This is a genomic window from Pseudoalteromonas sp. TB41 (assembly GCF_000497975.1).
GTDB lineage: Bacteria > Pseudomonadota > Gammaproteobacteria > Enterobacterales > Alteromonadaceae > Pseudoalteromonas > Pseudoalteromonas tetraodonis.
Genome location: NZ_AUTH01000106.1, coordinates 29,054 through 52,106, shown reverse-complemented (window position 1 = coordinate 52,106; position 23,053 = coordinate 29,054). Strand labels below are relative to the sequence as shown.

General features: G+C 41.4%; 19 protein-coding genes and 1 tRNA gene. 19 read left to right on the top strand and 1 reads right to left on the bottom strand.

Annotation, left to right across the window (positions count from 1 at the left end; genetic code table 11):
• Nucleotides 1-74: 74 nt before the first annotated feature.
• Nucleotides 75-1,628: a cryptochrome/photolyase family protein gene (locus L641_RS0118935; RefSeq protein ID WP_024602789.1), complete on the bottom strand. Its 1,554-nt coding sequence runs from the start codon at nucleotides 1,626-1,628 to the stop codon at nucleotides 75-77.
• A gap of 224 nt (nucleotides 1,629-1,852) precedes the next feature.
• On the opposite strand from L641_RS0118935, the gene L641_RS0118930 reads away from it, so the two are divergent.
• The 19 genes from L641_RS0118930 to L641_RS0118840 all read left to right on the top strand — a co-directional run bounded on the left by L641_RS0118930 (nucleotide 1,853) and on the right by L641_RS0118840 (nucleotide 23,042).
• Nucleotides 1,853-1,929: transfer RNA gene (locus tag L641_RS0118930), tRNA-Met, on the top strand.
• A gap of 279 nt (nucleotides 1,930-2,208) precedes the next feature.
• The gene (gene rimP, locus L641_RS0118925) at nucleotides 2,209-2,664 is read left to right on the top strand and encodes a ribosome maturation factor RimP (protein WP_008114543.1); all 456 of its coding nucleotides are present in this window, start codon (nucleotides 2,209-2,211) and stop codon (nucleotides 2,662-2,664) included.
• 38 nt (nucleotides 2,665-2,702) lie between these two features.
• A complete protein-coding gene (gene nusA / locus L641_RS0118920; protein WP_013464535.1) occupies nucleotides 2,703-4,202 on the top strand; it encodes a transcription termination factor NusA in 1,500 nt (499 codons plus the stop codon).
• A gap of 25 nt (nucleotides 4,203-4,227) precedes the next feature.
• Entirely contained in the window at nucleotides 4,228-6,885 is a 2,658-nt protein-coding gene (gene infB, locus L641_RS0118915) for a translation initiation factor IF-2 (RefSeq protein ID WP_013464536.1), read from the top strand.
• A gap of 157 nt (nucleotides 6,886-7,042) precedes the next feature.
• Complete coding sequence (gene rbfA, locus L641_RS0118910) at nucleotides 7,043-7,450, top strand: 30S ribosome-binding factor RbfA (RefSeq protein WP_008467148.1); 408 nt, start codon at nucleotides 7,043-7,045, stop codon at nucleotides 7,448-7,450.
• Complete coding sequence (truB, locus tag L641_RS0118905) at nucleotides 7,450-8,394, top strand: tRNA pseudouridine(55) synthase TruB (RefSeq protein ID WP_013464537.1); 945 nt, start codon at nucleotides 7,450-7,452, stop codon at nucleotides 8,392-8,394. The genes rbfA and truB overlap by 1 nt, the downstream gene beginning before the upstream one ends.
• A gap of 109 nt (nucleotides 8,395-8,503) precedes the next feature.
• The gene (gene rpsO / locus L641_RS0118900; protein ID WP_006793376.1) at nucleotides 8,504-8,773 is read left to right on the top strand and encodes a 30S ribosomal protein S15; all 270 of its coding nucleotides are present in this window, start codon (nucleotides 8,504-8,506) and stop codon (nucleotides 8,771-8,773) included.
• 362 nt (nucleotides 8,774-9,135) lie between these two features.
• Nucleotides 9,136-11,262 carry a polyribonucleotide nucleotidyltransferase gene (gene pnp / locus L641_RS0118895; protein WP_013464538.1) on the top strand — a complete coding sequence of 709 codons (2,127 nt, stop codon included), beginning with the start codon at nucleotides 9,136-9,138 and terminating at the stop codon, nucleotides 11,260-11,262.
• 185 nt (nucleotides 11,263-11,447) lie between these two features.
• A complete protein-coding gene (gene nlpI / locus L641_RS0118890) occupies nucleotides 11,448-12,320 on the top strand; it encodes a lipoprotein NlpI (protein ID WP_013464539.1) in 873 nt (290 codons plus the stop codon).
• On the top strand, nucleotides 12,304-13,443 hold the full coding sequence (locus tag L641_RS0118885; RefSeq protein ID WP_024602788.1) for a hypothetical protein: 1,140 nt from the start codon (nucleotides 12,304-12,306) through the stop codon (nucleotides 13,441-13,443). Before nlpI ends, L641_RS0118885 begins: the two co-directional genes overlap by 17 nt.
• A 288-nt stretch (nucleotides 13,444-13,731) precedes the next feature.
• Entirely contained in the window at nucleotides 13,732-16,527 is a 2,796-nt protein-coding gene (locus L641_RS0118880) for a monovalent cation/H+ antiporter subunit A (protein WP_024602787.1), read from the top strand.
• Nucleotides 16,527-16,874, top strand: a complete 348-nt coding sequence (locus tag L641_RS0118875) for a Na+/H+ antiporter subunit C (RefSeq protein ID WP_013464542.1) — start codon at nucleotides 16,527-16,529, stop codon at nucleotides 16,872-16,874. The genes L641_RS0118880 and L641_RS0118875 overlap by 1 nt, the downstream gene beginning before the upstream one ends.
• Nucleotides 16,871-18,388 carry a monovalent cation/H+ antiporter subunit D gene (locus L641_RS0118870; protein WP_024602786.1) on the top strand — a complete coding sequence of 506 codons (1,518 nt, stop codon included), beginning with the start codon at nucleotides 16,871-16,873 and terminating at the stop codon, nucleotides 18,386-18,388. Before L641_RS0118875 ends, L641_RS0118870 begins: the two co-directional genes overlap by 4 nt.
• Nucleotides 18,388-18,924 (top strand): Na+/H+ antiporter subunit E, encoded by a 537-nt coding sequence (locus L641_RS0118865; protein WP_016899457.1) that lies wholly within the window; start codon nucleotides 18,388-18,390, stop codon nucleotides 18,922-18,924. The genes L641_RS0118870 and L641_RS0118865 overlap by 1 nt, the downstream gene beginning before the upstream one ends.
• A complete protein-coding gene (locus L641_RS0118860) occupies nucleotides 18,918-19,187 on the top strand; it encodes a K+/H+ antiporter subunit F (RefSeq protein WP_008114565.1) in 270 nt (89 codons plus the stop codon). Before L641_RS0118865 ends, L641_RS0118860 begins: the two co-directional genes overlap by 7 nt.
• 9 nt (nucleotides 19,188-19,196) lie before the next feature.
• Complete coding sequence (locus L641_RS0118855) at nucleotides 19,197-19,529, top strand: Na+/H+ antiporter subunit G (protein ID WP_013464546.1); 333 nt, start codon at nucleotides 19,197-19,199, stop codon at nucleotides 19,527-19,529.
• A gap of 128 nt (nucleotides 19,530-19,657) precedes the next feature.
• Complete coding sequence (locus tag L641_RS0118850) at nucleotides 19,658-20,155, top strand: DUF2059 domain-containing protein (RefSeq protein WP_013464547.1); 498 nt, start codon at nucleotides 19,658-19,660, stop codon at nucleotides 20,153-20,155.
• A 209-nt stretch (nucleotides 20,156-20,364) separates the two neighbouring features.
• Nucleotides 20,365-20,802 carry a MerR family transcriptional regulator gene (locus tag L641_RS0118845; protein WP_024602785.1) on the top strand — a complete coding sequence of 146 codons (438 nt, stop codon included), beginning with the start codon at nucleotides 20,365-20,367 and terminating at the stop codon, nucleotides 20,800-20,802.
• The gene (locus L641_RS0118840; RefSeq protein WP_024602784.1) at nucleotides 20,799-23,042 is read left to right on the top strand and encodes a heavy metal translocating P-type ATPase; all 2,244 of its coding nucleotides are present in this window, start codon (nucleotides 20,799-20,801) and stop codon (nucleotides 23,040-23,042) included. The genes L641_RS0118845 and L641_RS0118840 overlap by 4 nt, the downstream gene beginning before the upstream one ends.
• Nucleotides 23,043-23,053: the final 11 nt, after the last annotated feature.

The following is a 23,053-nucleotide window of genomic DNA, read 5'->3' as shown; positions in this document are numbered from 1 at the left end:
TTAACAATATTACCTATTTTGGTACTTTAATATTAACTATCAAGAATGCTGCCGTCAATTGACGGCATTTATATTTAAAGCTTTTCAATATTATTTAAATAGTTGTTAGCTTGCTCTAAGGTTTCTTGGCGCAATGATTCATCTTGTTTATCCCAATTGCGATAAACCATGCCTATTCGTGGATTTTTTTCAAGCCGCTCTCGGTGTGTTTGCATAAATTGCCAATAGAGGCTATTTAGAGGGCAAGCGTCTTTTCCTACTTTTTCTTTCACCTTATATTGGCAGCTTTTACAGTAGTCGCTCATTTTATTTATATAGTTGCCGCTAGCCGCATAAGGCTTGGTAGCAATGATGCCATCGTCAGCAAATTGACTCATGCCACGCGCGTTAGGCATTTCTACCCATTCAATAGCATCGATATAAACACCCAAATACCATTCATCCACTTCATCAGGGTTAATAGCGGTTAGTAAACAAAAATTACCTATTACCATTAAACGTTGAATATGATGGGCATACGCGCTGTCTAAGCTTTGTGTTAATGAGTGGCTTAGGCAGTTCATTTTTGTTTTACCATTCCAAAAATAACGTGGCAGTGCACGGGTTGCATTAAGCTGGTTTTTGTTAGCGTAATCGGGCATGTTTTTCCAATAGACACCACGCACATATTCGCGCCAACCCAGTACTTGACGAATAAAGCCTTCAACCTGAGAAATAGATATTTCATCTTGGCGTTGTTGGTATTCTTTGACCACACGGTCGATAACATAGCGAGGATGTAAAATTTTGGCATTTAACGCAAATGATAACCGGCTGTGATAAAAGGTATCTTTATCAGGGCATTGATCTGTCATCGCATCTTGAAATTGACCAAAGCGGGGAAGTAAATGTGCACAAAAGTGATCAAGTGCGTTTATTGCTTGTTTACGGGTTGTTGGCCAGCTTAATTGGGTTTCTATTTGCCCAAAGTATTTTATTTTATGTTTATCTAAACGCTCAATGATGGTGCTAACATCATTTTTAAATAATTTGGGTTTGGGGATATCGGCTAAATCGCTTTTTGAAAACTTATTACGGTTATTCGCATCAAAGTTCCATTGGCCACCTTGAGGTTTGTCATCATCCATTAAAATATCAAACTGCTTACGCATTGCCCGATAAAAATGCTCCATAGTGACGTGCTTATCTTTTTTAAAGCGTTTATCTATGTCGCTGTAGGCTAATAAAAAATGCTCGCTGTCACAGGCAGTCACAGCTAATTCGCTGTTAGTGGCAAAGTCGTGCAGTTGTGTTTTTAAACGGTACTCATCTGGGTATTGATATTCAATTGAGGTGCATTCATGCTGCTTAGCTAATCGAGTTAAAAGAGCGGGTAAGTTATCATCGTCTTTGGTGTCATCTAACGTTAAATGCAACACGTTAAAGCCGGCATCTTTTAAGGCGTTAGCGAAGTTTTCCATGGCTTTAAAAAAGGCTGATATTTTTTGCACGTGATGCTTTACGTACAGCGCTTCTTGCATGAGCTCGGCAATAACAAACACGGTGTCATCGGATTTATCTTTAAACCAAGAATGAGCGGGGTTTAGCTGGTCACCTAAAATTAGTTTTAAGGTTTTGAATTTTTTCATAATGAGCCAAAATTATCTTTATACGCTGTATTTTAAAAAGCGATCGATTTCTACATGTCGTTTTAATCATAGAGCAAAGCAATAAACAGCATTGCTTTTTTTATCAACTTATTACTTATTGTGGTTGCTAATTTAGGTGTACATCTTTATAATAGCGGCCATTGTTTAGTAGGTTATAAAATTTACTAACAGCGATATTAAGTTATTAACTTTTTATCTATTGGCGCGGGATGGAGCAGTCTGGTAGCTCGTCGGGCTCATAACCCGAAGGTCGTTGGTTCAAATCCGGCTCCCGCAACCAATCTTAATAGTAGGTTTATGCTTACTACTTTATATCGCGCATTCTAAGTAATGCGCGTTTTGCGTTTAAGCTAATGAAGTTTAATTTGGTCAGGGTACTGACTCGCAACCAAGCTTGGCCATAGGCCACACAGTTTTGCGTTTTTTGGTGTGACGCCCCGCTTGGTTCGGGGCGTTGTTGTATCTGCACCGTTTGATTTAATGTTTATCGATTAAATCAAAATTTAAACTCAGTATTTTAGGGCTATAAGCCCTTTTTTTGTTTGTATGGAGGATTTTCGTGACAAAACTTGAACAAGATTTAGTAACCATGTTAACGCCTGCGGTAGAAATGTTAGGCTTTGAATTACATGGGCTTGAGTTTGTACAAGCGGGTCGCCATTCTACCTTAAGAGTATACATTGCTCATGAGGATGGGATTTCAGTTGACAACTGCGCCGATGCAAGTCGTCAAATTAGTGCGATTTTAGACGTCGAAGACCCAATTACAAACGAATACGATTTGGAAGTGTCGTCTCCTGGTGTTGATCGTCCATTATTCAAACAAGATCACTACGAGCAGGCGCAAGGAGAGGAAGTACGCGTGCGTACTAAGCTTCCACAAGATGGTCGCCGTAATTTTAAAGGCGACTTAATAGCAGTTAGCAGCGATATGATCACACTATCTAGCGATGGTGCGGAGCATTTAATCATGCTTAGTAACATTGAACGTGCGAACATAATCGCAAAGTTTTAATTCGAGTGCGAAGGAATAGGGCAAGCGAGGCATTACCCATGGCAAAAGAAATATTATTGGTTGCTGAAGCCGTTTCCAATGAGAAAGCGGTTCCAAAAGAAAAGATTTTTGAAGCTCTAGAGTTCGCATTAGCGACAGCGACAAAGAAAAAGCATGATGGTGAAATTGATGTACGTGTTGCAATTGACCGTAAAACCGGCGATTACGATACCTTCCGTCGCTGGCAAATAGCTGAAGTTTTAGAAGATGGTTCTTTAGAGAATCCATACAGCGAAATCACGTTAGAAGCTGCTCAAGTTGAAGAACCTGACTTGAAAATGGGCGACTACGTAGAAGAGCAGATTGAATCAATTAAATTTGACCGCATAACAACACAGATGGCTAAGCAAGTGATCGTACAAAAAGTACGTGAAGCAGAGCGCGCCTTAGTCGTTGAAGCATATAAAGATCAAGAAGGCGAGCTGGTAACGGGTGTTGTTAAAAAAGCAACCCGTGATGCAATCGTACTTGATTTAGGTAACAACGCAGAAGCGGTTATTTATCGTGACGACATGCTGCCACGTGAAAACTTCCGCCCGGGTGATCGTATCCGCGGTCTTTTATATGAAGTGAAGCCTGAAGCACGCGGTGCACAATTATTTGTAACCCGTTCTAAACCAGAAATGCTGATGGAATTATTCCGCATTGAGGTGCCAGAAATTGGCGAAGAAATGATTGAATTACGCGCTGCAGCACGTGATCCAGGTTCACGCGCTAAAATCGCGGTTAAATCTAACGACAAGCGTATTGACCCTGTTGGTGCGTGTGTTGGTATGCGTGGCGCACGTGTTCAAGCGGTATCGTCAGAACTTGGCGGTGAGCGTGTTGATATCGTACTTTACGATGACAACCCTGCACAGTTTGTTATTAACGCAATGGCACCAGCAGAAGTGGCTTCAATCGTAATGGATGAAGATACACACTCAATGGATATTGCTGTTGAAGCTGATAACTTAGCACAAGCTATTGGTCGTAATGGTCAAAACGTACGTTTAGCTAGCCAATTAACTGGCTGGGAATTAAACGTAATGACCGTTGATGAAATGCGCGCTAAGAACGAAGCTGAGTCAGATAAGTTAATTAACTTATTTACTGAAAACTTAGATATTGATGACGAATTTGCATCATTACTTATCAACGAAGGTTTCTCAACACTTGAAGAAGTTGCTTATGTTCCGGCTTCAGAGTTTTTAGAAATCGACGGCTTAGATGAAGAAACAGTGGACGTATTACGTTCACGTGCAAAAGATGCATTAACAACGAAAGCGCTTAAAACGGAAGAAAGCTTAGAAGGCGCTGAGCCTGCAGAAGACTTACTTGCGCTTGAAGGCTTAGAGCGTCATTTAGCATTTGTTATGGCAAGTAAGGGTGTAGTAACACTTGAAGACTTAGCTGAGCAAGGCATTGATGAGCTTGTAGATATTACAGAGCTATCTTCAGAGAAAGCGGGCGAGCTAATTATGGCTGCACGTAATATTTGTTGGTTTGCAGACGAGTAATTTATTAACGGAGGTATTAGAGACTATGGCAGAAGTAAATGTTGAAAAACTAGCCGGTGATATAGGTACAACTGTTGATAAATTACTACAGCAGTTTTCACAAGCCGGTATTACTAAACAAGCAGGCGATAATGTAACTGAAGCTGAAAAAGCGACGTTACTTGATCACCTAAGCAAGCAACATGGTGGCACGGGCTCTGAAGGCCCTGCTCGCATGACATTGCAACGTAAGAGCAAAAGCACATTAAGTGTGACGGGCTCTACGGGTAAAGCAAAAGCTGTGCAAGTTGAAGTTCGTAAAACACGCACTTATGTGAAAAAAAGTGCTGTTGAGCAAGAACAAGAACAGCAACGTCTAGCCGCTGAAGAAAAAGCACGTCTTGAAGAGCAGCAAAAAGCTGAACAAGCCGCTGCTGAATTAAAGGCAAAACAAGAGGCAGAACGTAAAGCAAAAGAAGACGCTGATCGTAAAGCCAAAGAAGAAGCTAAACGCAAAGCAGATGCTGAGCGTAAAGCGAAACAACAGCAGATGACCCCTGAGCAAAGTGCTAAGTCTGAGAAAGATCGCATCGAAGCTGAGCGTCTGCAAAAAGAAGCAGAAGAGGCCGCATTGAAGAAAGCTGAAGAAGAAGCGAAACGTCAAGCAGAAGAGGCAAGAAAGCTAGCTGAAGAGAACTCAGCACGCTGGAAGAAAGAAGAAGAAGAACGTAAGAAACGCGAAGAAACCGCGGATCACCACCTTACGACTTCAACATACGCACGTGAAGCAGAAGATGTAGCTGATGCTCGCGAAGAGCAAGGCTCTCGCCGTGCGAAGAAAAAGAAAAAAGCGCCAGCAAAAGATAAATTTGCAGCGTCTAAAGGTAAAAAAGGTAAGCTAAAAGCGCCAGCGTCATTACAGCACGGTTTCCAAAAACCAACGGCTGATGTTAAAAACGAAGTGCGTATTAGTGAAACAATTACAGTTGCTGAGCTTGCATCACGCATGGCGGTTAAAGGTGCTGAAGTTGTAAAAACTATGATGAAAATGGGTGACATGGTTACTATTAACCAAGTTATTGACCAAGAAACTGCGCAACTTGTAGCAGAAGAAATGGGCCATAAAGTTATCATCGTTAAAGAAAACGAATTAGAGCAAACAGTACTTAATGACCGCCATGAAGATGGTAAGTCAGAGCCACGTGCGCCAGTAGTAACTGTTATGGGTCACGTTGACCACGGTAAAACATCGACGCTTGATTACATTCGTTCAGCTAAAGTTGCATCAGGCGAAGCCGGTGGTATTACACAGCACATTGGTGCATACCACGTTGAAACTAACGGCAACATGATCACTTTCTTAGATACTCCGGGTCACGCCGCATTTACATCAATGCGTGCTCGTGGTGCAAAAGCGACTGATATCGTAATCCTAGTAGTTGCAGCTGATGATGGCGTAATGCCACAAACTAAAGAAGCGGTACAGCATGCTCGCGCAGCTGGCGTTCCTTTAATTATTGCTGTTAACAAAATGGATAAAGAAGGCGCAGATCCAGATCGCGTTAAAAACGAACTAGCTCAGCTAGACGTTATCCCAGAAGAGTGGGGCGGCGATACACAGTACGTGCACATTTCAGCAAAAACAGGTTTAGGTATTGATGATCTGCTAGAAGCTGTATTAATGCAATCTGAGCTTTTAGAGTTAAATGCGCCGACCGAAGGTATGGCTGCAGGTGTTGTTATTGAATCACGTCTTGATAAAGGCCGTGGTCCTGTTGCGTCTATTCTTGTTCAGTCAGGTACGCTTAATCAAGGTGACATTGTATTATGTGGTCTTGAATACGGCCGTGTTCGTGCAATGCGCGATGAAAACGGTAAAGACATTAAGTCTGCCGGTCCTTCTATTCCAGTTGAGATTTTAGGTCTGTCTGGTATTCCAGCTGCCGGTGATGAAGCAACTGTAGTTAAAGATGAGCGTAAAGCGCGTGAAGTTGCACTTTACCGTCAAGGTAAATTCCGCGATGTTAAACTAGCGCGTCAACAAAAAGCGAAGCTTGAAAACATGTTTACTAACATGACTGAAGGCGACGTATCTGAAGTTAACGTGGTACTTAAAGCAGACGTTCAAGGTTCAATCGAAGCAATTTCAGACTCACTAACTAAGCTTTCTACTGATGAAGTAAAAGTGAAGATTGTTGGTTCTGGTGTTGGTGGTATCACAGAAACTGATGCAACCCTTGCGGCAGCGTCTAACGCGATTGTGGTTGGCTTTAACGTTCGTGCTGATGCATCAGCGCGTAAAGTGATTGACTCTGAAAACCTAGATCTTCGTTACTACAGCGTAATCTACGCGCTAATCGAAGAAGTTAAGCAAGCCATGTCTGGTATGCTTGCGCCTGAGTTTAAACAAGAGATCATTGGTCTTGCTGAAGTACGTGACGTATTTAAGTCTCCAAAAATTGGTGCAATTGCCGGTTGTATGGTTACTGAAGGTACAATTAAGCGTAGCGCACCAATTCGTGTACTTCGTGATAACGTGGTTATTTACGAAGGCGAGCTTGAGTCATTACGTCGCTTTAAAGATGACGTAGCTGATGTTCGTAACGGCATGGAATGTGGTATCGGCGTTAAGAACTACAATGATGTTCGCGTTGGTGACCAAATCGAAGTATTTGAAACAGTTGAAGTACAACGTACTCTTTAATTGTTATTAGGTGGTGTTGGACATTCAAGGTTGTACCTCGATAGCCCAACATAACCTATGCTAAGATTTTAAATGGGGGCTCAGCCCCCATTTGTGTATCCATTATTTAGTTAGCTTATTATTATTTTTCAATAAGTTATAATTTTAGGAAAGTGAAATGAGAGAATTTTCTCGCACTGATCGTGTTGCTCAGCAAATTCAAAAAGAAATTGCGGTGATTTTACAACGCGAAATTAAAGATCCACGCTTGGGCATGGTGACAGTGTCTGCGGTAGAAGTATCGCGCGATTTATCTTATGCCAAAGTTTTCATTACTGTGTTTAACACCGAAGATGAAAATGCAGCCAAGCAAAGTGCCAAAGTACTTAACGAAGCAACCGGTTATATCCGCTCGTTGCTAGGTAAACGTATTCGTGCGCGAATCATGCCTGAGCTTAAATTTGTGGTTGATAATTCATTAATGGAAGGGATGCGAATCTCTAACTTAGTGGACTCTATCATTCGTGAAGATAATGCTAAGCATGTTGATGATGAAACAGATAGCGAAGAAGGCACTAAAGACTAATGGCAAGACGCAGTAAAGGCCGTCCAGTTGATGGTATTTTGTTGTTAAACAAACCAGAAGGTATTTCATCAAACAAAGCACTGCAGCAAGCGAAAGGTATTTATTTTGCTCAAAAAGCAGGGCACACTGGTGCGCTCGATCCGCTTGCGACCGGTATGCTGCCTATTTGTTTTGGTGAAGCCACTAAGTTTACCCAGTTTTTACTCGATACAGATAAAACCTATGTTGTGCGAGCAAAGCTGGGTGAGCGTACTACCACGTCAGACTCTGATGGTGAAGTGGTCGAAACGCGTGATGTTAATGTTACTGCTGAACTGCTTACACAGGAAATTGCTAAATTTTTAGGTGAGTCAGATCAATACCCATCAATGTACTCAGCGCTTAAATATGAAGGCAAGCCTTTATATAAATACGCGCGCGAAGGCATAGAAGTCCCTCGTAAGTGTCGAAAAATTAACGTATTTAGCTTAACGCTTGATGAGTTTGATGAGCAAGCTAACGAAATACAAATGACTGCCCATGTATCTAAAGGCACGTATATTCGTACTATTGTTGATGACTTAGGTGAAAACCTTGGCTGCGGCGCGCATGTGATTATGCTGCATCGTAGTGCTGTAGGGCATTACCCAGCAGATAAAATGGTCACACTTGAGCAGTTAGAAACGTTATTAAATCAAGCGAAAGAACAAGACGTTGCGCCTTCTACTTACCTTGACGAACTATTATTGCCAATGGATACCGCGTTAGTTGATTTACCTGTTGTGGAAATTACTAAAGAGCAGGGAATAGCATTTAGCCATGGTCAAGCTGTGGTGCTAGGTAAAGAATTACCTGAAGGTGCAATAAAAGTACTGGCTGACGGAATTTTTATTGGTACTGGTGAACGTAATCCTGATGGCCATCTAAAATCAAAACGTGGCTTGTCTAATCAGCAACCAGAGTAAAGTTTAACTTGTAGTTATGCTGATAATTGGTAGAATACGCCCGCTTAATCGTTTTGGCTGAATTAGTGATCGGCTAAAGCACCTATTAAATTTAACTTTTGGAGTTATTATGTCACTAAGTAATCAAGAAAAAATCGATATCATTGCTAAATTCGCACGCGCTGAAGGCGACACTGGTTCACCTGAAGTACAAGTAGCATTACTTACTTTTGATATCAACAAGCTTCAAGGTCACTTTGCTGATCACAAGCATGACTTCCACTCACGTCGTGGTCTGCTTCGTAAAGTAAGCACTCGCCGTAAACTGCTTGATTACCTTAAAGGTAAAGATATCTCGCGTTACACTGCGTTAATCAAAGAGCTTGGCCTACGTCGCTAAGAACTTGATTATCAAAAGGGGAGCTTTTTAGCTCCTTTTTTTGTGCTTAAATTTTCTCGTCTTCCCCAGTACTTCTTAGTAAACCCCTTGAAATATCGAATAAAAGCCATACTATTATCTTTCACAAAGCGAATGTTTTTGACATTGCTGCAAGCACTATTTTATCTCGGTGCTAAGCTCGCAATTTTACCTGACTTTGTTATATACTATGGCGCGTAGATAAAAAGGTTTATCTACGGTTATTTACATCATTGCCAATTGTAGTACTTAATTGATTTCCAACTGAATACAATTATGTACTGTAATTGGTACTTTGATGAAAACTTAATTAATACTAAAAATACATTTAAGGAATATTTTAAGTGCAAGCAATTATAAAAGAATTTCAACTAGGTCAACACACAGTGACGCTAGAAACAGGTGCTATCGCTCGTCAAGCAGACGGCGCAGTACTAGCAAGCATTGGCGACACGTCAGTACTCGTAACGGTTGTTGGTAAGCGTGAAGCTCAACCAGGCCAAGACTTTTTCCCACTAACAGTTAACTACCAAGAGCGTATGTACGCTGCAGGTCGTATCCCAGGTGGTTTCCTTAAGCGTGAAGGTCGTCCTAACGATGGCGAAACGCTAATTGCACGTCTTATTGACCGTCCAATTCGTCCACTTTTTCCAAATGGTTTCGTAAACGAAGTACAAGTTATCGCGACTGTTGTTTCTGTAAACCCTGAAATCCAACCTGATATGGTTGCGATGATTGGTACATCAGCAGCACTTGCTATCTCTGGTATTCCGTTCAGCGGTCCAATTGGTGCATCACGTGTTGGTTACATCAACGGTGAATACGTACTTAACCCAACACTAAAAGAGCTTGAAGAAAGCCAACTTGATTTAGTTGTTGCTGGTACTGATAACGCCGTACTTATGGTTGAATCAGAAGCAGACGTACTTGCTGAAGACGTAATGCTAGGCGCAGTTGTATACGGCCATGAGCAATCACAGTCTATCATCAAGGCAATCAACGAATTTAAAGCAGAAGCAGGCAAGCCTACTTGGGATTGGACTGCACCTGAGAAAAACGTTGCATTAGAAGAGAAAGTAGCAACACTTGCTGCTGATAAAGTAGGCGAAGCTTACCGTATTACTGATAAAGTAGCGCGTAAAGAAGCATTAACTGCAGCAAAAGATGCCGTAGTTGAAGCGCTTACTAGCGAACTTGCTGAAGGCGAAACGCTTGATAAGCAAGAAGTAGGTAAAGTATTCGGTTCACTTGAGAAGAAAATCGTTCGTGGCCGTATCGCTGCTGGCGAAAAACGTATCGATGGTCGTGAACCAGATATGATCCGTGCACTAGATGTAATGACGGGCGTACTTCCACGTACTCACGGTTCTGCAATTTTTACACGTGGTGAAACGCAAGCATTAGTAACAGCAACACTTGGTACAGAACGTGACTCACAGTTAATCGATGATTTAACTGGCACGCACAAAAACCACTTTATGCTTAACTACAACTTCCCTCCATTCTGTGTAGGTGAAACGGGTTTTGTAGGTTCTCCTAAGCGTCGTGAAATCGGCCACGGTAACCTAGCTAAGCGTGGTATCCAAGCTGTAATGCCAACATTAACTGAGTTCCCTTACTCAATTCGTGTTGTATCTGAAATCACTGAATCAAATGGTTCATCTTCAATGGCATCGGTTTGTGGTACGTCTCTAGCGCTTATGAACGCGGGTGTACCAATTAAAGCTTCTGTTGCGGGTATCGCGATGGGCCTAGTTAAAGAAGAAGAAAACTTTGTAGTACTTTCAGATATCTTAGGTGATGAAGATCACTTAGGTGACATGGACTTTAAAGTAGCGGGTACAACTAACGGTATCACTGCACTACAAATGGATATCAAGATTGAAGGTATCACGCAAGAAATCATGCAAATCGCGCTTAAGCAAGCTAAAGCAGCTCGTTTACACATTCTAGGTGTGATGGACGAAGCGATTTCTGCACCTTCTGAAGAGTTATCTATGTTTGCTCCGCGTATTTACACGATGCAAATCCCACAGAAGAAAATTGCTGAAGTAATCGGTAAAGGTGGCGCAACTATTCGTCAACTTACTGAAGAAACAGGTACTACGATTGAAATCGGTGATGATGGCACAATTAAGATTGCTGCTACAGACGGTGAAAGTGCAGCAAATGCAATTAGCCGTATTGAGCAATTAACTGCTGAGCTTGAAGTTGGTACTATCTACGAAGGTAAAGTTGTACGTATCGTTGACTTCGGTGCGTTTGTAAATATTCTTCCTGGTAAAGATGGCCTAGTGCATATCTCACAAATCAGCACAGAGCGTGTTAACAACGTTGCTGATCACCTTAGTGAAGGTCAAGAAGTTAAAGTTAAAGTACTAGAAGTAGACCGCCAAGGCCGTGTACGTCTAAGTATTAAAGAAGCAATGGAATCAGCAGCACCTGCAGCTGACGAGTCTAAAGACGCGTAATTGCTAATCTTTCATCCAGATAATTACTGGATAGTATAAAAAGGGGCTGTTTAGCCCCTTTTTTTATGCTTTAATGTTAGCAACCTATTATGTTCAAGACGTTAAGTAACATATAACAAGAATGAACCTTACAAGACAGCTTATGTCTTATCTATTTGCTACTTACCTCGGTATTAAGGATTTTAATGAGACTTAAACATTTAGCCTTGGCATCTTTTGCTATTTTGTCTTTAAGCGCTTGTCAGGCTACTACTAAACCCGCTGCTATTATTAATGTGCCATTTACTGCGCCACTTGCATCAGACTTTAGAAATGAAATTGCCATTGCTCGTTTTTCAGAACTATTAAATAGGGCAGACTTAAGTACAGAGCAACAAGCAAAGCTGTATTATGACCGTGGTGTGCTGTTTGATAGCTTAGGCATGACCACTTTATCGCGAATTGATTTTAACCGAGCAGTTAAACTGAAACCTGATTTGGCTGAAGTGTATAACTTTTTGGGGATTCAACATACCTTGATGCAGCAATACGAAAAAGCATACGAGTATTTTGATTCAGCCATAGAGTTAGACCAAGAACATGAATATGCGTATTTAAATCGTGGTATTGCTTTGTACTATGGTGATAGAGCCACGCTTGCAAAAGATGACTTTAAAACGTTCTTGGAGCGCTCTCCTAACGATCCTTATCGTGTTCTGTGGCTTTATTTAGCGCAAGCGGCACAAGATAAAACTCAGGCACTCGCTTCGTTAAAAGCCAATGCGGCAGCCCTTGATGAAAACGAATGGGCATATCAGCTTATTGCCTTGTATGTAGGTGATATGAGTGAAAAAGCATTTTTTTCAGGCATAGCCGATGGTGTAAGTTCACAACAAGAATATGCTCAACGTTTATGTGAAGCTTATTTTTACTTAGCTAAACAGCACCAAGCCGCAGGTGAGCTTTCAATTGCAACAGATTACTTTAAGTTGGCGCTGGCCACGAACGTTCATGAATTTATAGAATATAAATATGCACGTTTAGAGCTTGAGTTGATGGCAAGTGAAAGCGCGGGCTAATTTTTTTAAATTAAGTATTTTATTACTGTGCACTAGCTTAATTAGTGGCTCCAGTAATAAACAAAATAGCATTGGCTTTTGGCAAGTATTGCACGCCAAAGCCAATGTGATTGATAGTTATTGGCAATTCCCTAGTTACTTTGCATCGCATATTTTACAACTCCCCCCGACCTCATTAGCCACCTTAGCACGCAATAAAATAGCCCATGCACAATACGGATATGGGTTATCATTAATAGCCAATAATCAAACTGAAACCGCCAAGCTCTTTTGGCAAGCAAGCCTCGATGAGATAACAATTAAACAACAAAAACATCTCGCAGCTTCATTGCTTGCTCAACAGCGTTGGCAAGATTTAGCGTTATTAAAAGCTCACAATAAGTTACCTAAAGGGGATGCCTTTTATCATTTACAGTTACAACAGCATGCTCCCTTCGATGCATTAAATCACTCCTTTATGAATAAATTAGGGTTTTTGGTAGCGAGCGAGCAAATTGAGATACAAAAGCAATGCACATTTAATGTGCTAATGCTGAGCGATCACCGTGATGGTTTATATAGGCTCAACCACTTTGTGAAAAAATACGCACAACACCCAGAGCCTAGTAGTAATGCATTTTGTTTTTCAAAGCCTATATATGTTGGTAATGCAATTGCTTGTAACAGCACTAAAGCAACGCTTGCGCAGTGCGATTGGCAACAGTCATCACTTAAGCAGCGGCTTCCTAAAGGATTCGATTTTGCGATTATGATGCCCAAGCAAGGTACTGCCAATGTGCATCAGGGCTTAATGCATATTAACTCGCAGGCTAATTATGCAGTCTTTTTACATGAATTAATGCACTTTAATGGTTTTGAAGATGAATATGCTTTACCAGCAAAAAAACAAGCTTGGCTTTGTCAGCTTGAGGGGTTGGTTGCCCCTAACTTGTTTATTGCTCATAACACTGATGCGCCAAAAGGATGGCACAAAAGCAAAAGCTGTCAGCAAGGAGGTGTTGCTTATAAGCCAAGCGCACAGTGGTCTATTATGCAATATCAACAGGTTGGACTTTCAGAGCAATATCGGGCTTTGTGGCAAACTCATATAGAGCAACATGCAGATTTATTCCCGCGCTTTTAATCATTAAATAGAGTGCTTTTAGGTTGTTTAACCAATGATTATATGAGCCTATTAAAACTGCTTAAAAGCTGAGCCGGTTTTATCCCAGTTCATTAATTTATAGATTTTTTGTTTGATTATTGCCCCGCTAGAAGCGCTTTCTATAGACAAAAACCGTGTTTATCAGTATAACTGTACGTATTAATGTTGTTAAAAAACAGATATAAAACGTATACCCAAGTCACTTTGGTATTTAATAATAACAAGTAGCGAATTGATAAACTTTATGATTCAAAAAGGCCCTTCATTATGACTTTGCTCTGGATACCCCTGTTATCCTTATTAGGCAGTGTTATTTCTGCATGCACCGGCAAACTTTCTCGAAATCAGGCAACGAGCCTAACGGCTATTGCGCCTTTAGCCGCGCTTGCAATTACACTTTATCATGCGCCTGCGGTTCTCGCGGGAGAAACCATTCGTTTTAGCGCGCAGTGGATACCTGCTTTAGGGCTGGATATTTCCTTACGCTTAGATGGTTTGAGTTTACTGTTTTTATTTATGATTTTAGGAATAGGGCTGCTGGTTATTTTGTATGCCCGTTATTACCTAAGTCAAAACGATTCACTGCCAAAGCTATTTAGTTACTTAATGTTATTTATGACCGCCATGCTGGGCATTGTTATGTCAAACAATGTGATTCAGTTATGGGTATTTTGGGAGCTAACCAGTATTAGCTCGTTCTTGTTGATTAGTTACTGGTGGCATAAATCAGAGGCGCGCAAGGGGGCGCGTATGGCACTGGCGGTAACCGGTGCGGGTGGTTTAGCATTACTGGGCGGCTTAATGCTGCTAGGTGATATTGTTGGAAGCTACAACCTAGACACTATTTTAGCTAGCAAAGCGATTATTCAATCACATGATTTATACGAATTAGCGCTGGTGCTAGTATTACTAGGCGCCTTTACCAAGTCTGCACAATTTCCGTTTCATTTTTGGTTACCCCATGCCATGGCAGCACCTACACCGGTTAGTGCCTATTTACACTCTGCCACTATGGTAAAAGCGGGTATCTTTTTACTTGCGCGTTTTTATCCAGCACTGGCGGGTACCGACACTTGGTTTTTATTAGTCGGTTTGACGGGTTTAACTACACTTTTATTTGGCGCTTACATCGCGCTATTCAAACATGATTTAAAAGGCTTATTAGCCTATTCAACAATTAGTCATTTAGGCCTAATTACTCTATTACTCGGCCTAGACACACAACTTGCAACCGTAGCCGCTATTTTTCATATTATTAACCATGCTACGTTTAAAGCGTCGTTATTTATGGCCACGGGTATTATTGATCATGAAACCGGCACGCGTGATATGCGCAAACTCAATGGCATGTGGCGCTACTTACCTTATACGGCCACATTGGCGATGGTGGCCGCTGCCGCTATGNTGGCGGGTGTACCGCTATTAAATGGTTTCTTATCTAAAGAAATGTTTTTTGCTGAAACACTGCATCAGCAAGTACTTGGCTCTATGTCGTGGTTAATTCCTGTGCTGGCAACCGTTGCAGGTGCGCTGTCGGTAGCGTACTCATCTCGCTTTATTCATGACGTGTTCTTTAATGGTGAACCGATAGACTTACCACGCACCCCTCATGAGGCGCCACGTTATATGCGTGTGCCTATCGAAATTTTAGTGGTGCTATGTATTTTAGTGGGTATTTTTCCGCACTTTGCAGTAGATGGTATTTTATCGGCTGCTTCATTGGCCGTACTTGGCCAAGCTATGCCTGAGTACAAGCTAACTATTTGGCACGGTTTCAATTTACCTCTACTTATGAGTGGTATGGCGGTGATTGGTGGTTTATTTATTTACGTTAATCGTAAGTACTTGTTTCAGTTTCAGGCGTCGTTACCTCCTTTTAACGCTAAAAAAATCTTCGAGCGTTTTTTAGCGGTTGTGGTTAATTGGTGTCAAAACAAAATCCAATCAACAGAAAATGGCTCATTACAACGCTATGTATTTATTATGTTAGGTGTTGTATTACTTGCCTCAGGTTGGCCATTATTTGAAATGAAACAGCTAGCTGGCAGTGTACCTAACACCCCAGTTGATATTCAAAATGCTATAGGTGCAGGGCTACTGATTATTGGTGCTATTGCTACCGTTATTTGGCATCGAATTCGGATGGTGTCGTTATTAATGCTGTCGATTGTGGGATTAATGGTGTCGGTAGCGTTTACACGTTTTTCAGCGCCTGACTTGGCCTTAACGCAACTTACAGTAGAAGTTGCGACCATCATATTATTAATGTTGGCACTGTTTTTCTTACCGCAAAGTACGCCAAGAGAGTCAAGCTCGTTGCGTATTTTACGTGATGTGGTTATTTCCTCTACGGTGGGGGTAATTATTGCTAGTATTTGTTATGCATTACTGACCCGTCCTCTTAATTCAATTTCTGAATTCTTTGTTGCTAATGCTAAAACAGGCGGTGGGGGTACTAACGTTGTTAACGTTATTTTAGTTGATTTTAGGGGCTTTGATACCTTAGGTGAAATCACCGTGTTAGGGATTGCAGCACTGGGTATATTTAAACTGTTATCAAGAATTCCGCTTTATATGCCAGCAAGCGACAGTGAAGGGCGCCCATGGTCTAAAGACCGTCACCCTATTTTATTGGCTTGTATTTCACAAAGCTTATTACCATTGGCGCTATTAGTATCCGCTTATATTTTCTTACGTGGTCATAACTTACCGGGCGGTGGATTTATTGCCGGTCTCGTGACCTCTATTGCCTTTATTTTACAATATATGGCCCATGGTACTGCGTGGATTAATGAACGTTTTGATGTTAACTATCGAAAAATTATTGCATCAGGTATCGCTATCGCCATGTTTACGGGTGTCGGAAGTTGGTTCTTCGATAAACCATTCTTAACTACCTGGTTTGATTACTTTGATATTCCGTTTGTTGGTAAAACAGAGCTAGCTAGCGCCATTGTATTTGACTTGGGCGTGTACTTAACCGTCGTTGGCGCGACGCTAATGATCCTTGCGAGCTTAGGTAATATGACAGCGAACGCAGAGAAAGAAGAGGTAAATATTTAATGGAACTGTTATACGCATCTTGCGTTGGCGTGCTAGTCACCTGTGGTGTGTTCTTATTATTGAGAGCGCGCACATTCCCAGTGGTATTGGGGCTGACAATGATTTCTTACGCGGTTAATTTGTTTTTATTCTCATCAGGGCGCTTAACTATCAATAAAGCGGTGGTACTTGGAACTGGCGCTGATTACGCCGATCCGCTGCCACAAGCCTTAGTATTAACAGCTATTGTGATAGGATTTGCCATGACTGCGTTTGTGGTTATTTTATCGATACGAGGGCGAGCAGATTTAGGGAATGATCATGTTGATGGCACCCTAACCAGAAGTAAACGCAAGGAGAGAAAATGATTCAGCATTTAGCATCTTTGCCTGTTTTAATGCCTATGCTAGCGGCAATCATTCTGCTACTGCCACCGTGTGGCAAAAGTTTATTTGCACGGCGATTAACTTCAAGCCTAATGGCTATTTTAACCTTTGTAATTACAGTATTACTGCTGGTTCAGGTTAAAGATAACGGGATTATTGTTTATGCAATCGGTAACTGGTCAGCGCCGTTTGGTATTGTACTGGTAGCAGATATGCTCTCAACTTTACTGGTTACTTTAACCGCCTTTTTAGGTCTTGGTGTGGTTTTATATGGGTGTGCCGGCGATGACGAGCAAGGCAGCTTTTTCCATCCCTTGGTTCATTTTTTAATATTAGGGGTAAATGGTGCGTTTTTAACGGGTGATTTATTTAACGTCTTTGTCTTTTTTGAAGTGTTACTAATTGCTTCTTATGCGCTATTAATGCACGGCGGCGGTAAACCAAAAACACGTGCAGCACTGCATTACGTTATTTTAAACTTGGTTGGCTCAAGTGTATTTTTAATCGGCTTAGGTATTTTATATGGGGTATTGGGTACCCTAAACATTGCTGATATGGCTAATAAAGTACCGCAGTTAACCGGTGATGATGTTTATTTAGCTAAAGCGGGCGGGTTACTATTGCTTGTAGTATTTGCCCTTAAAAGTGCACTATTACCACTGCATTTATGGCTCCCAAATGCCTATTCAAGTGCGACACCCGTGGTTGCTGCATTATTCGCGATTATGACCAAAGTAGGTGTTTACGCCACTTTACGCGTATATACAGTGGTATTTGGTGAACAAGCCGGTGAACTTGAGCATATGGCGCAGTCTTGGCTATGGGCGTTGGCCATTGCTACTATAGTGATTGGGGCAATCGGGGTGTTGGCAGCACAAGATTTACGTAAGCTTACCGCAAACTTAGTACTGGTTTCTGTGGGTACTTTAGTGGCACTGGTTGCACTTCAAAATATAAACGCCACAGCTGCACTATTGTATTATTTGGTGCACTCAACGTTAGTGACTGCAGCACTATTTTTACTGGCTGATTTAATTGCAACTCAGCGAGGTAAAGCCGGCGACAGATTAGTTGGCGGACGCGCAGTTAAACAACCATTCTTGTTGGGGGCGTGTTTTATTATCGCTGGACTAACCGTCATAGGTATGCCGCCACTTTCAGGTTTTGTAGGTAAAATTTGGATTTTAAAAACCACCTTAAACAGTGAGCAAGCACTGGTATTTTGGCCTGTTTACTTAATTATGAGCTTAGCGTTAATTGTTGCTATATCACGTGCAGGCACGAGTTTGTTTTGGGAGCATAAAGACAAAGGCGGTGAGGCTGCTGATGTTGCTAATGCACATCCGTTGCAAGTTATCGTACTTGTTGGCCTGCTCACAAGCTCAATACTGTTGGTTGTTTTTGGTGATTTGGCAACGCAATATGCACTTGAAACAGCAACACAACTTCACGATATTAGTGGTGGTATTAATGCGGTACTCAAGGGAGGTCTGTAATGCGCTTAGAAGCTCGTTTTCGTTGGTTACCCACACCGTTTCGTAGTCTATTTTTATTTATAGTATGGCTATTATTAAATAACAGTGTGTCTGTAGGGCATATTATATTGGGTGCATTGTTAGCACTGCTTATTCCTTTATTCAGTATGTCATTTAGAGATCCACAACCACTCATATTAAAGCCTGGCTTGGCGTTTAAGCAGTTACTTATTGTGCTTTACGATATTATTGTGGCTAATTTACAAGTGGCCTTATTAATACTGGGCCCTTCAAAAAATTTACGTCCAGGTTTTGTTAAAGTGCCTATCGATTTAATGCATGAAATGCCAATTACTATTTTGGCTAGTTGTGTGTCTTTAACGCCGGGTACAGTAAGTGCTGAGGTTTATCCTCTCATTAAGTCACTTAATGAAGATGATGAACCAGCGCAGCGATATTTATTAATTCACGTGTTGGATTTAGATGATGAGCAAGCACTTATCAAACAAATAAAAGCACGCTACGAAGCTCCCCTAAAGGAGATATTTCAATGTTAGATACAGTATTACTGATTGTTTTTTCAATGGTTGGATTGTCATTACTACTAAATTTATGGCGACTTATTATTGGTCCATCAGTACCAGATCGTATTTTGGCGCTCGATACAATGTATATTAACGTTATTGCATTGATTATTTTATATAGCATCAGTATGGGAACAGGTTTATATTTTGAAGCCGCTTTGCTTATCGCAATGTTAGGCTTTATAAGTACCGTGGCAGTATGTAAGTATTTACTTCGTGGCGATATAATTGAGTAAGGTATTAAAATGATAAGTGAATGGATCGTATCAATATTGCTGTTGTTAGGTGGGCTCTTTATTTTAATTGGCTCTATTGGCTTAATTAAACTGCCGGACTTTTTTATGCGTTTACATGGGCCAACTAAAGCAACCACTTTAGGGATGGCAAGTATACTCACGGCTGCGATGGTATTTTTTGCCAATTCAGCTAGTGGCTTAAGCGTAAAAGAAATATTAATCACTATATTTTTATTAATCACGGCGCCCATTAGTGGTTATATGCTAATTAAAACCGCTATTCATCATAAGTTAAAAGCCAAAGATGGAACGAAAGGACTCGATAATATCGAAAAAGATTAACCCTAACAAACGACAAAAAGCCGAATAATGGTAGTTATTCGGCTTTTTGTTTTTTTGGTTGTTCCCATTTACAACACTTATTGAACATGTGAGTATGGCGTAAATTCAAATACAAAAAGGATATTAATATGGGTAAGGTATTACTTTTATCACTACTTATTTTTTCAACTAGCCTATATGCAGCGCAAACTACTAAGCAACAAAAAATTGATGAGCTGGTAGAGGTGATGGATATGGACGCTATGGTTGACTCTATGTATTCTCAAGTTGAGGGCATGATGCAAAATATGTCGGTGCAAATGGGGGTAAAGCCAGATGAAAAGCCAATATTTGACAAATATTATGCCGATATGACTAAGGTGCTAAAAACCAAAATGAGCTGGCAAAAAATGCAGCCTATGATGGTTAACCTTTATGATAAGCAATTTAGTGAGCAAGAGATTAGCGATATGCTCGATTTTTATAAAACAGAGTCAGGGCAAGCTATTTTGAAAAAAATGCCACAGGTGATGCAAGCATCTATGCAAATGTCACAATCTCTAGTGCAAGAAGCCATGCCTGAGATCCAAGCAATTGCTGGGCAGCTAGGTGAAGCACTTAAACAATCGCGTAGCGAAGCAAATTAAACTATAGTTAACCTAACTCGTAGCAAAATAACGTCTACATTTTCTAGCAGTCACTATTTTGTGACTGCTGTATTCTTCCTCTTCTTTAAGCAAACGTAATCACTTATTTAATGTGCCGATAACGCATTCCCTGAGTTTTAAAATAGCGGTTGACCTGTGTGTTACACATAGGTTTATTATATCACTACTAAAACCCGATGGAGTGAGTTATGTATGTTAAACAGCTAGCTGAAATCATGGGAGTGACCCAAGATACAGTGCGGCACTACACGCGTATAAAGTTACTTAACCCCATTCGTAGCCAAAGCAATGGCTATCAAGTGTATACCGCTGCCGATCAACAGCGTTTAAAGTTTATTATTAGTGCACGGCAACTTGGTTTTTCTATTAAAGATATTCAGCAAATAGTTGCTCAGTCGGAGCAAGGGAATTGTCCGTGTCCACTGACACGACAATTAATAACTAAACGGCTCGAAGAAACAGAGCGGCTATTTCAAGAAACACTCAAACTAAGAACGCGTATGCAAGCAGCGGTAAAACAGTGGGAAAACTCAAGCGATGGTGCCGCAAGTGCTGATATATGTAGTTTAATTGAGACCTTTGTAGATCCCCTTAACGAACAAGTGAGTTCCGAGGAAGCAAAATGAGCAACAATAAAGACACAGTGCAAAATTTTATAATTGAAGGTGCCAATTGCGGCAGCTGCGTCGCAAAAATAGAAAAAGCGCTAAAAAGCGTATCAGGTGCGCAGCGTGTTGAAATGAACTTTGCTGATCGCAGTGTGCAAGTTGAAGGCAATGCGCCATCAGCTGAGCTGATTGAAGCAGTCGAAAATATTGGTTACAAGGCTAAGCCAATGAAAAGCGAGTCGGAGCAAGACGCGCTAGATGAAAAAGCCAAAGCCGATAGCGCACACTATAAAAAGCTAATGCGAAATATGGTATTGGCGCTAGGCGTTGGCGCTCCGCTTATGTTGTATGGGCTTATTTTTGATATGAGTGTTACCACCAACGCGCAGCGCATTGGCTGGTTTATTGTTGGTATAGTCACTTTAGTGGTTATGGCCATTGCGGGTAAACAGTTTTACAACGGCGCATGGCAGTCATTTAAAAACCACACCGCCAATATGGATACACTGATTGCGTTGGGCACAGGTACCGCGTGGTTGTATTCTATGATGGTAGTCATTGCGCCAAGCGTGTTACCCGAGGTGGCTAGGCATGTTTATTTTGAAGCCTCAGCGATGATCATCGGTTTAATTAGCCTAGGCCTTGCCTTTGAAGTAAAAGCCCGCGGTCGTACTTCTGAGGCGATAAAACGCTTAATCGGTTTGCAGCCAAAAACCGCTCGGGTAGTGCGTGATAACAAAGAGCAAGATATAGCTATTAGTGAGGTACTAAAAAACGAGACTGTGCGTGTACGCCCCGGTGAAAAAATCCCCGTGGATGGTGAAGTCATTGAAGGTAGCAGCTCAGTGGATGAGTCAATGCTCACGGGTGAGCCTATGCCAGTGAACAAAAGTGAGGGCGATACCGTTGTTGCAGGCAGTATTAATAAAAGTGGCACGTTGCTATTTAAAGCCACCCATATTGGCAGTGAAACCACACTTGCCAGTATTATTAATATGGTTAAACGAGCACAAAATTCTAAACCCTCCATAGGGCGTTTAGCCGATGTAATATCCGGCGTATTTGTTCCTACGGTAATGATTATTGCAGTGCTCGCGGGCCTTGCATGGCTTAATTTTGGCCCCGAGCCGAGCATTGCTTATGCGGTAGTAGCCGTGACCACGGTGCTTATCATTGCCTGTCCGTGTGCGCTGGGTTTAGCAACCCCTATGTCAATTATGGTTGGGATAGGTAAAGCCGCTGAATCGGGAATACTTATTCGTAATGGAGAAGCGCTGCAAACCACCTCTAAAATAACCACCATGATTTTAGATAAGACTGGCACGATCACAGAAGGAAAACCCACCGTTACCGATATCATTAATTTTAATGACAGCGATAAAGTACACGTGCTAAAGCTTGCCGCTAGTCTTGAAAGCGGCTCTGAACATCCTTTAGCGCAAGCTATTGTAAATTATGCTGAAAATGAAGATATCACGATTGAAAAAGTCAGCGATTTTAACGCTGTGACGGGGCAAGGTGTTACAGGCAGATTAAATGGACAAACTTTATTGTTTGGCAATGAAGCGCTTATGAGCCAACACAATATCAGTATTGCAGAGGCAAAAGAGCAAGCTGAGCAATTAGCCAGCGCCGCTAAAACGCCAATGTATTTTGCTATTGATACCCAACTACAAGCCATTATAGCGGTAGCCGATCCGATAAAAGACGATTCAGCAGAGGCCATTAAACGTCTACAAAACAAAGGTATCCATGTTGTTATGCTGACCGGTGATAACCAAGCTACCGCCAGAGCCGTCGCTAACAAAGTCGGTATTAAGGACTTTATTGCCCAAGTAATGCCTGATGACAAAGCCAGTGAAGTAACTAAACGCCAAGCTAAAGGTGAAATAGTCGGTATGACTGGTGATGGTATAAACGATGCGCCGGCAATGGCACAGGCTGATGTTGGGTTTGCTATTGGCACTGGCACCGATGTGGCGATAGAGAGCGCTGATATCACCTTAATGCGTGGTTCATTACAGAGTCTTGGCGATGCCATTGCGATTAGTAGCGCCACTATAGTCAATATTAAGCAAAATTTATTTGGTGCATTTATTTACAATGTGGCAGGTATTCCAATTGCTGCGGGGCTGTTATATCCATTTTTTGGTATATTACTCAACCCGGTTGTTGCAGGTGCTGCTATGGCGTTGTCATCACTAACTGTGGTCACAAACGCCAATCGCCTGCGCTTTTTTAAACCCAGTAAATCGTAATTTTATAAATA

What these genes read in the sequence shown, in the direction of transcription:
- L641_RS0118935 (WP_024602789.1), bottom strand. Translation starts at nt 1,628, where the DNA reads ATGAAAAAATTCAAAACCTTAAAACTAATTTTAGGTGACCAGCTAAAC.
- L641_RS0118860 (WP_008114565.1), top strand. Translation starts at nt 18,918, where the DNA reads ATGTTAGATACAGTATTACTGATTGTTTTTTCAATGGTTGGATTGTCA.
- L641_RS0118845 (WP_024602785.1), top strand. Translation starts at nt 20,365, where the DNA reads ATGTATGTTAAACAGCTAGCTGAAATCATGGGAGTGACCCAAGATACA.
- truB (WP_013464537.1), top strand. Translation starts at nt 7,450, where the DNA reads ATGGCAAGACGCAGTAAAGGCCGTCCAGTTGATGGTATTTTGTTGTTA.
- rpsO (WP_006793376.1), top strand. Translation starts at nt 8,504, where the DNA reads ATGTCACTAAGTAATCAAGAAAAAATCGATATCATTGCTAAATTCGCA.
- nusA (WP_013464535.1), top strand. Translation starts at nt 2,703, where the DNA reads ATGGCAAAAGAAATATTATTGGTTGCTGAAGCCGTTTCCAATGAGAAA.
- L641_RS0118875 (WP_013464542.1), top strand. Translation starts at nt 16,527, where the DNA reads ATGGAACTGTTATACGCATCTTGCGTTGGCGTGCTAGTCACCTGTGGT.
- infB (WP_013464536.1), top strand. Translation starts at nt 4,228, where the DNA reads ATGGCAGAAGTAAATGTTGAAAAACTAGCCGGTGATATAGGTACAACT.
- L641_RS0118865 (WP_016899457.1), top strand. Translation starts at nt 18,388, where the DNA reads ATGCGCTTAGAAGCTCGTTTTCGTTGGTTACCCACACCGTTTCGTAGT.
- L641_RS0118840 (WP_024602784.1), top strand. Translation starts at nt 20,799, where the DNA reads ATGAGCAACAATAAAGACACAGTGCAAAATTTTATAATTGAAGGTGCC.
- nlpI (WP_013464539.1), top strand. Translation starts at nt 11,448, where the DNA reads ATGAGACTTAAACATTTAGCCTTGGCATCTTTTGCTATTTTGTCTTTA.
- L641_RS0118850 (WP_013464547.1), top strand. Translation starts at nt 19,658, where the DNA reads ATGGGTAAGGTATTACTTTTATCACTACTTATTTTTTCAACTAGCCTA.
- L641_RS0118870 (WP_024602786.1), top strand. Translation starts at nt 16,871, where the DNA reads ATGATTCAGCATTTAGCATCTTTGCCTGTTTTAATGCCTATGCTAGCG.
- L641_RS0118855 (WP_013464546.1), top strand. Translation starts at nt 19,197, where the DNA reads ATGATAAGTGAATGGATCGTATCAATATTGCTGTTGTTAGGTGGGCTC.
- rbfA (WP_008467148.1), top strand. Translation starts at nt 7,043, where the DNA reads ATGAGAGAATTTTCTCGCACTGATCGTGTTGCTCAGCAAATTCAAAAA.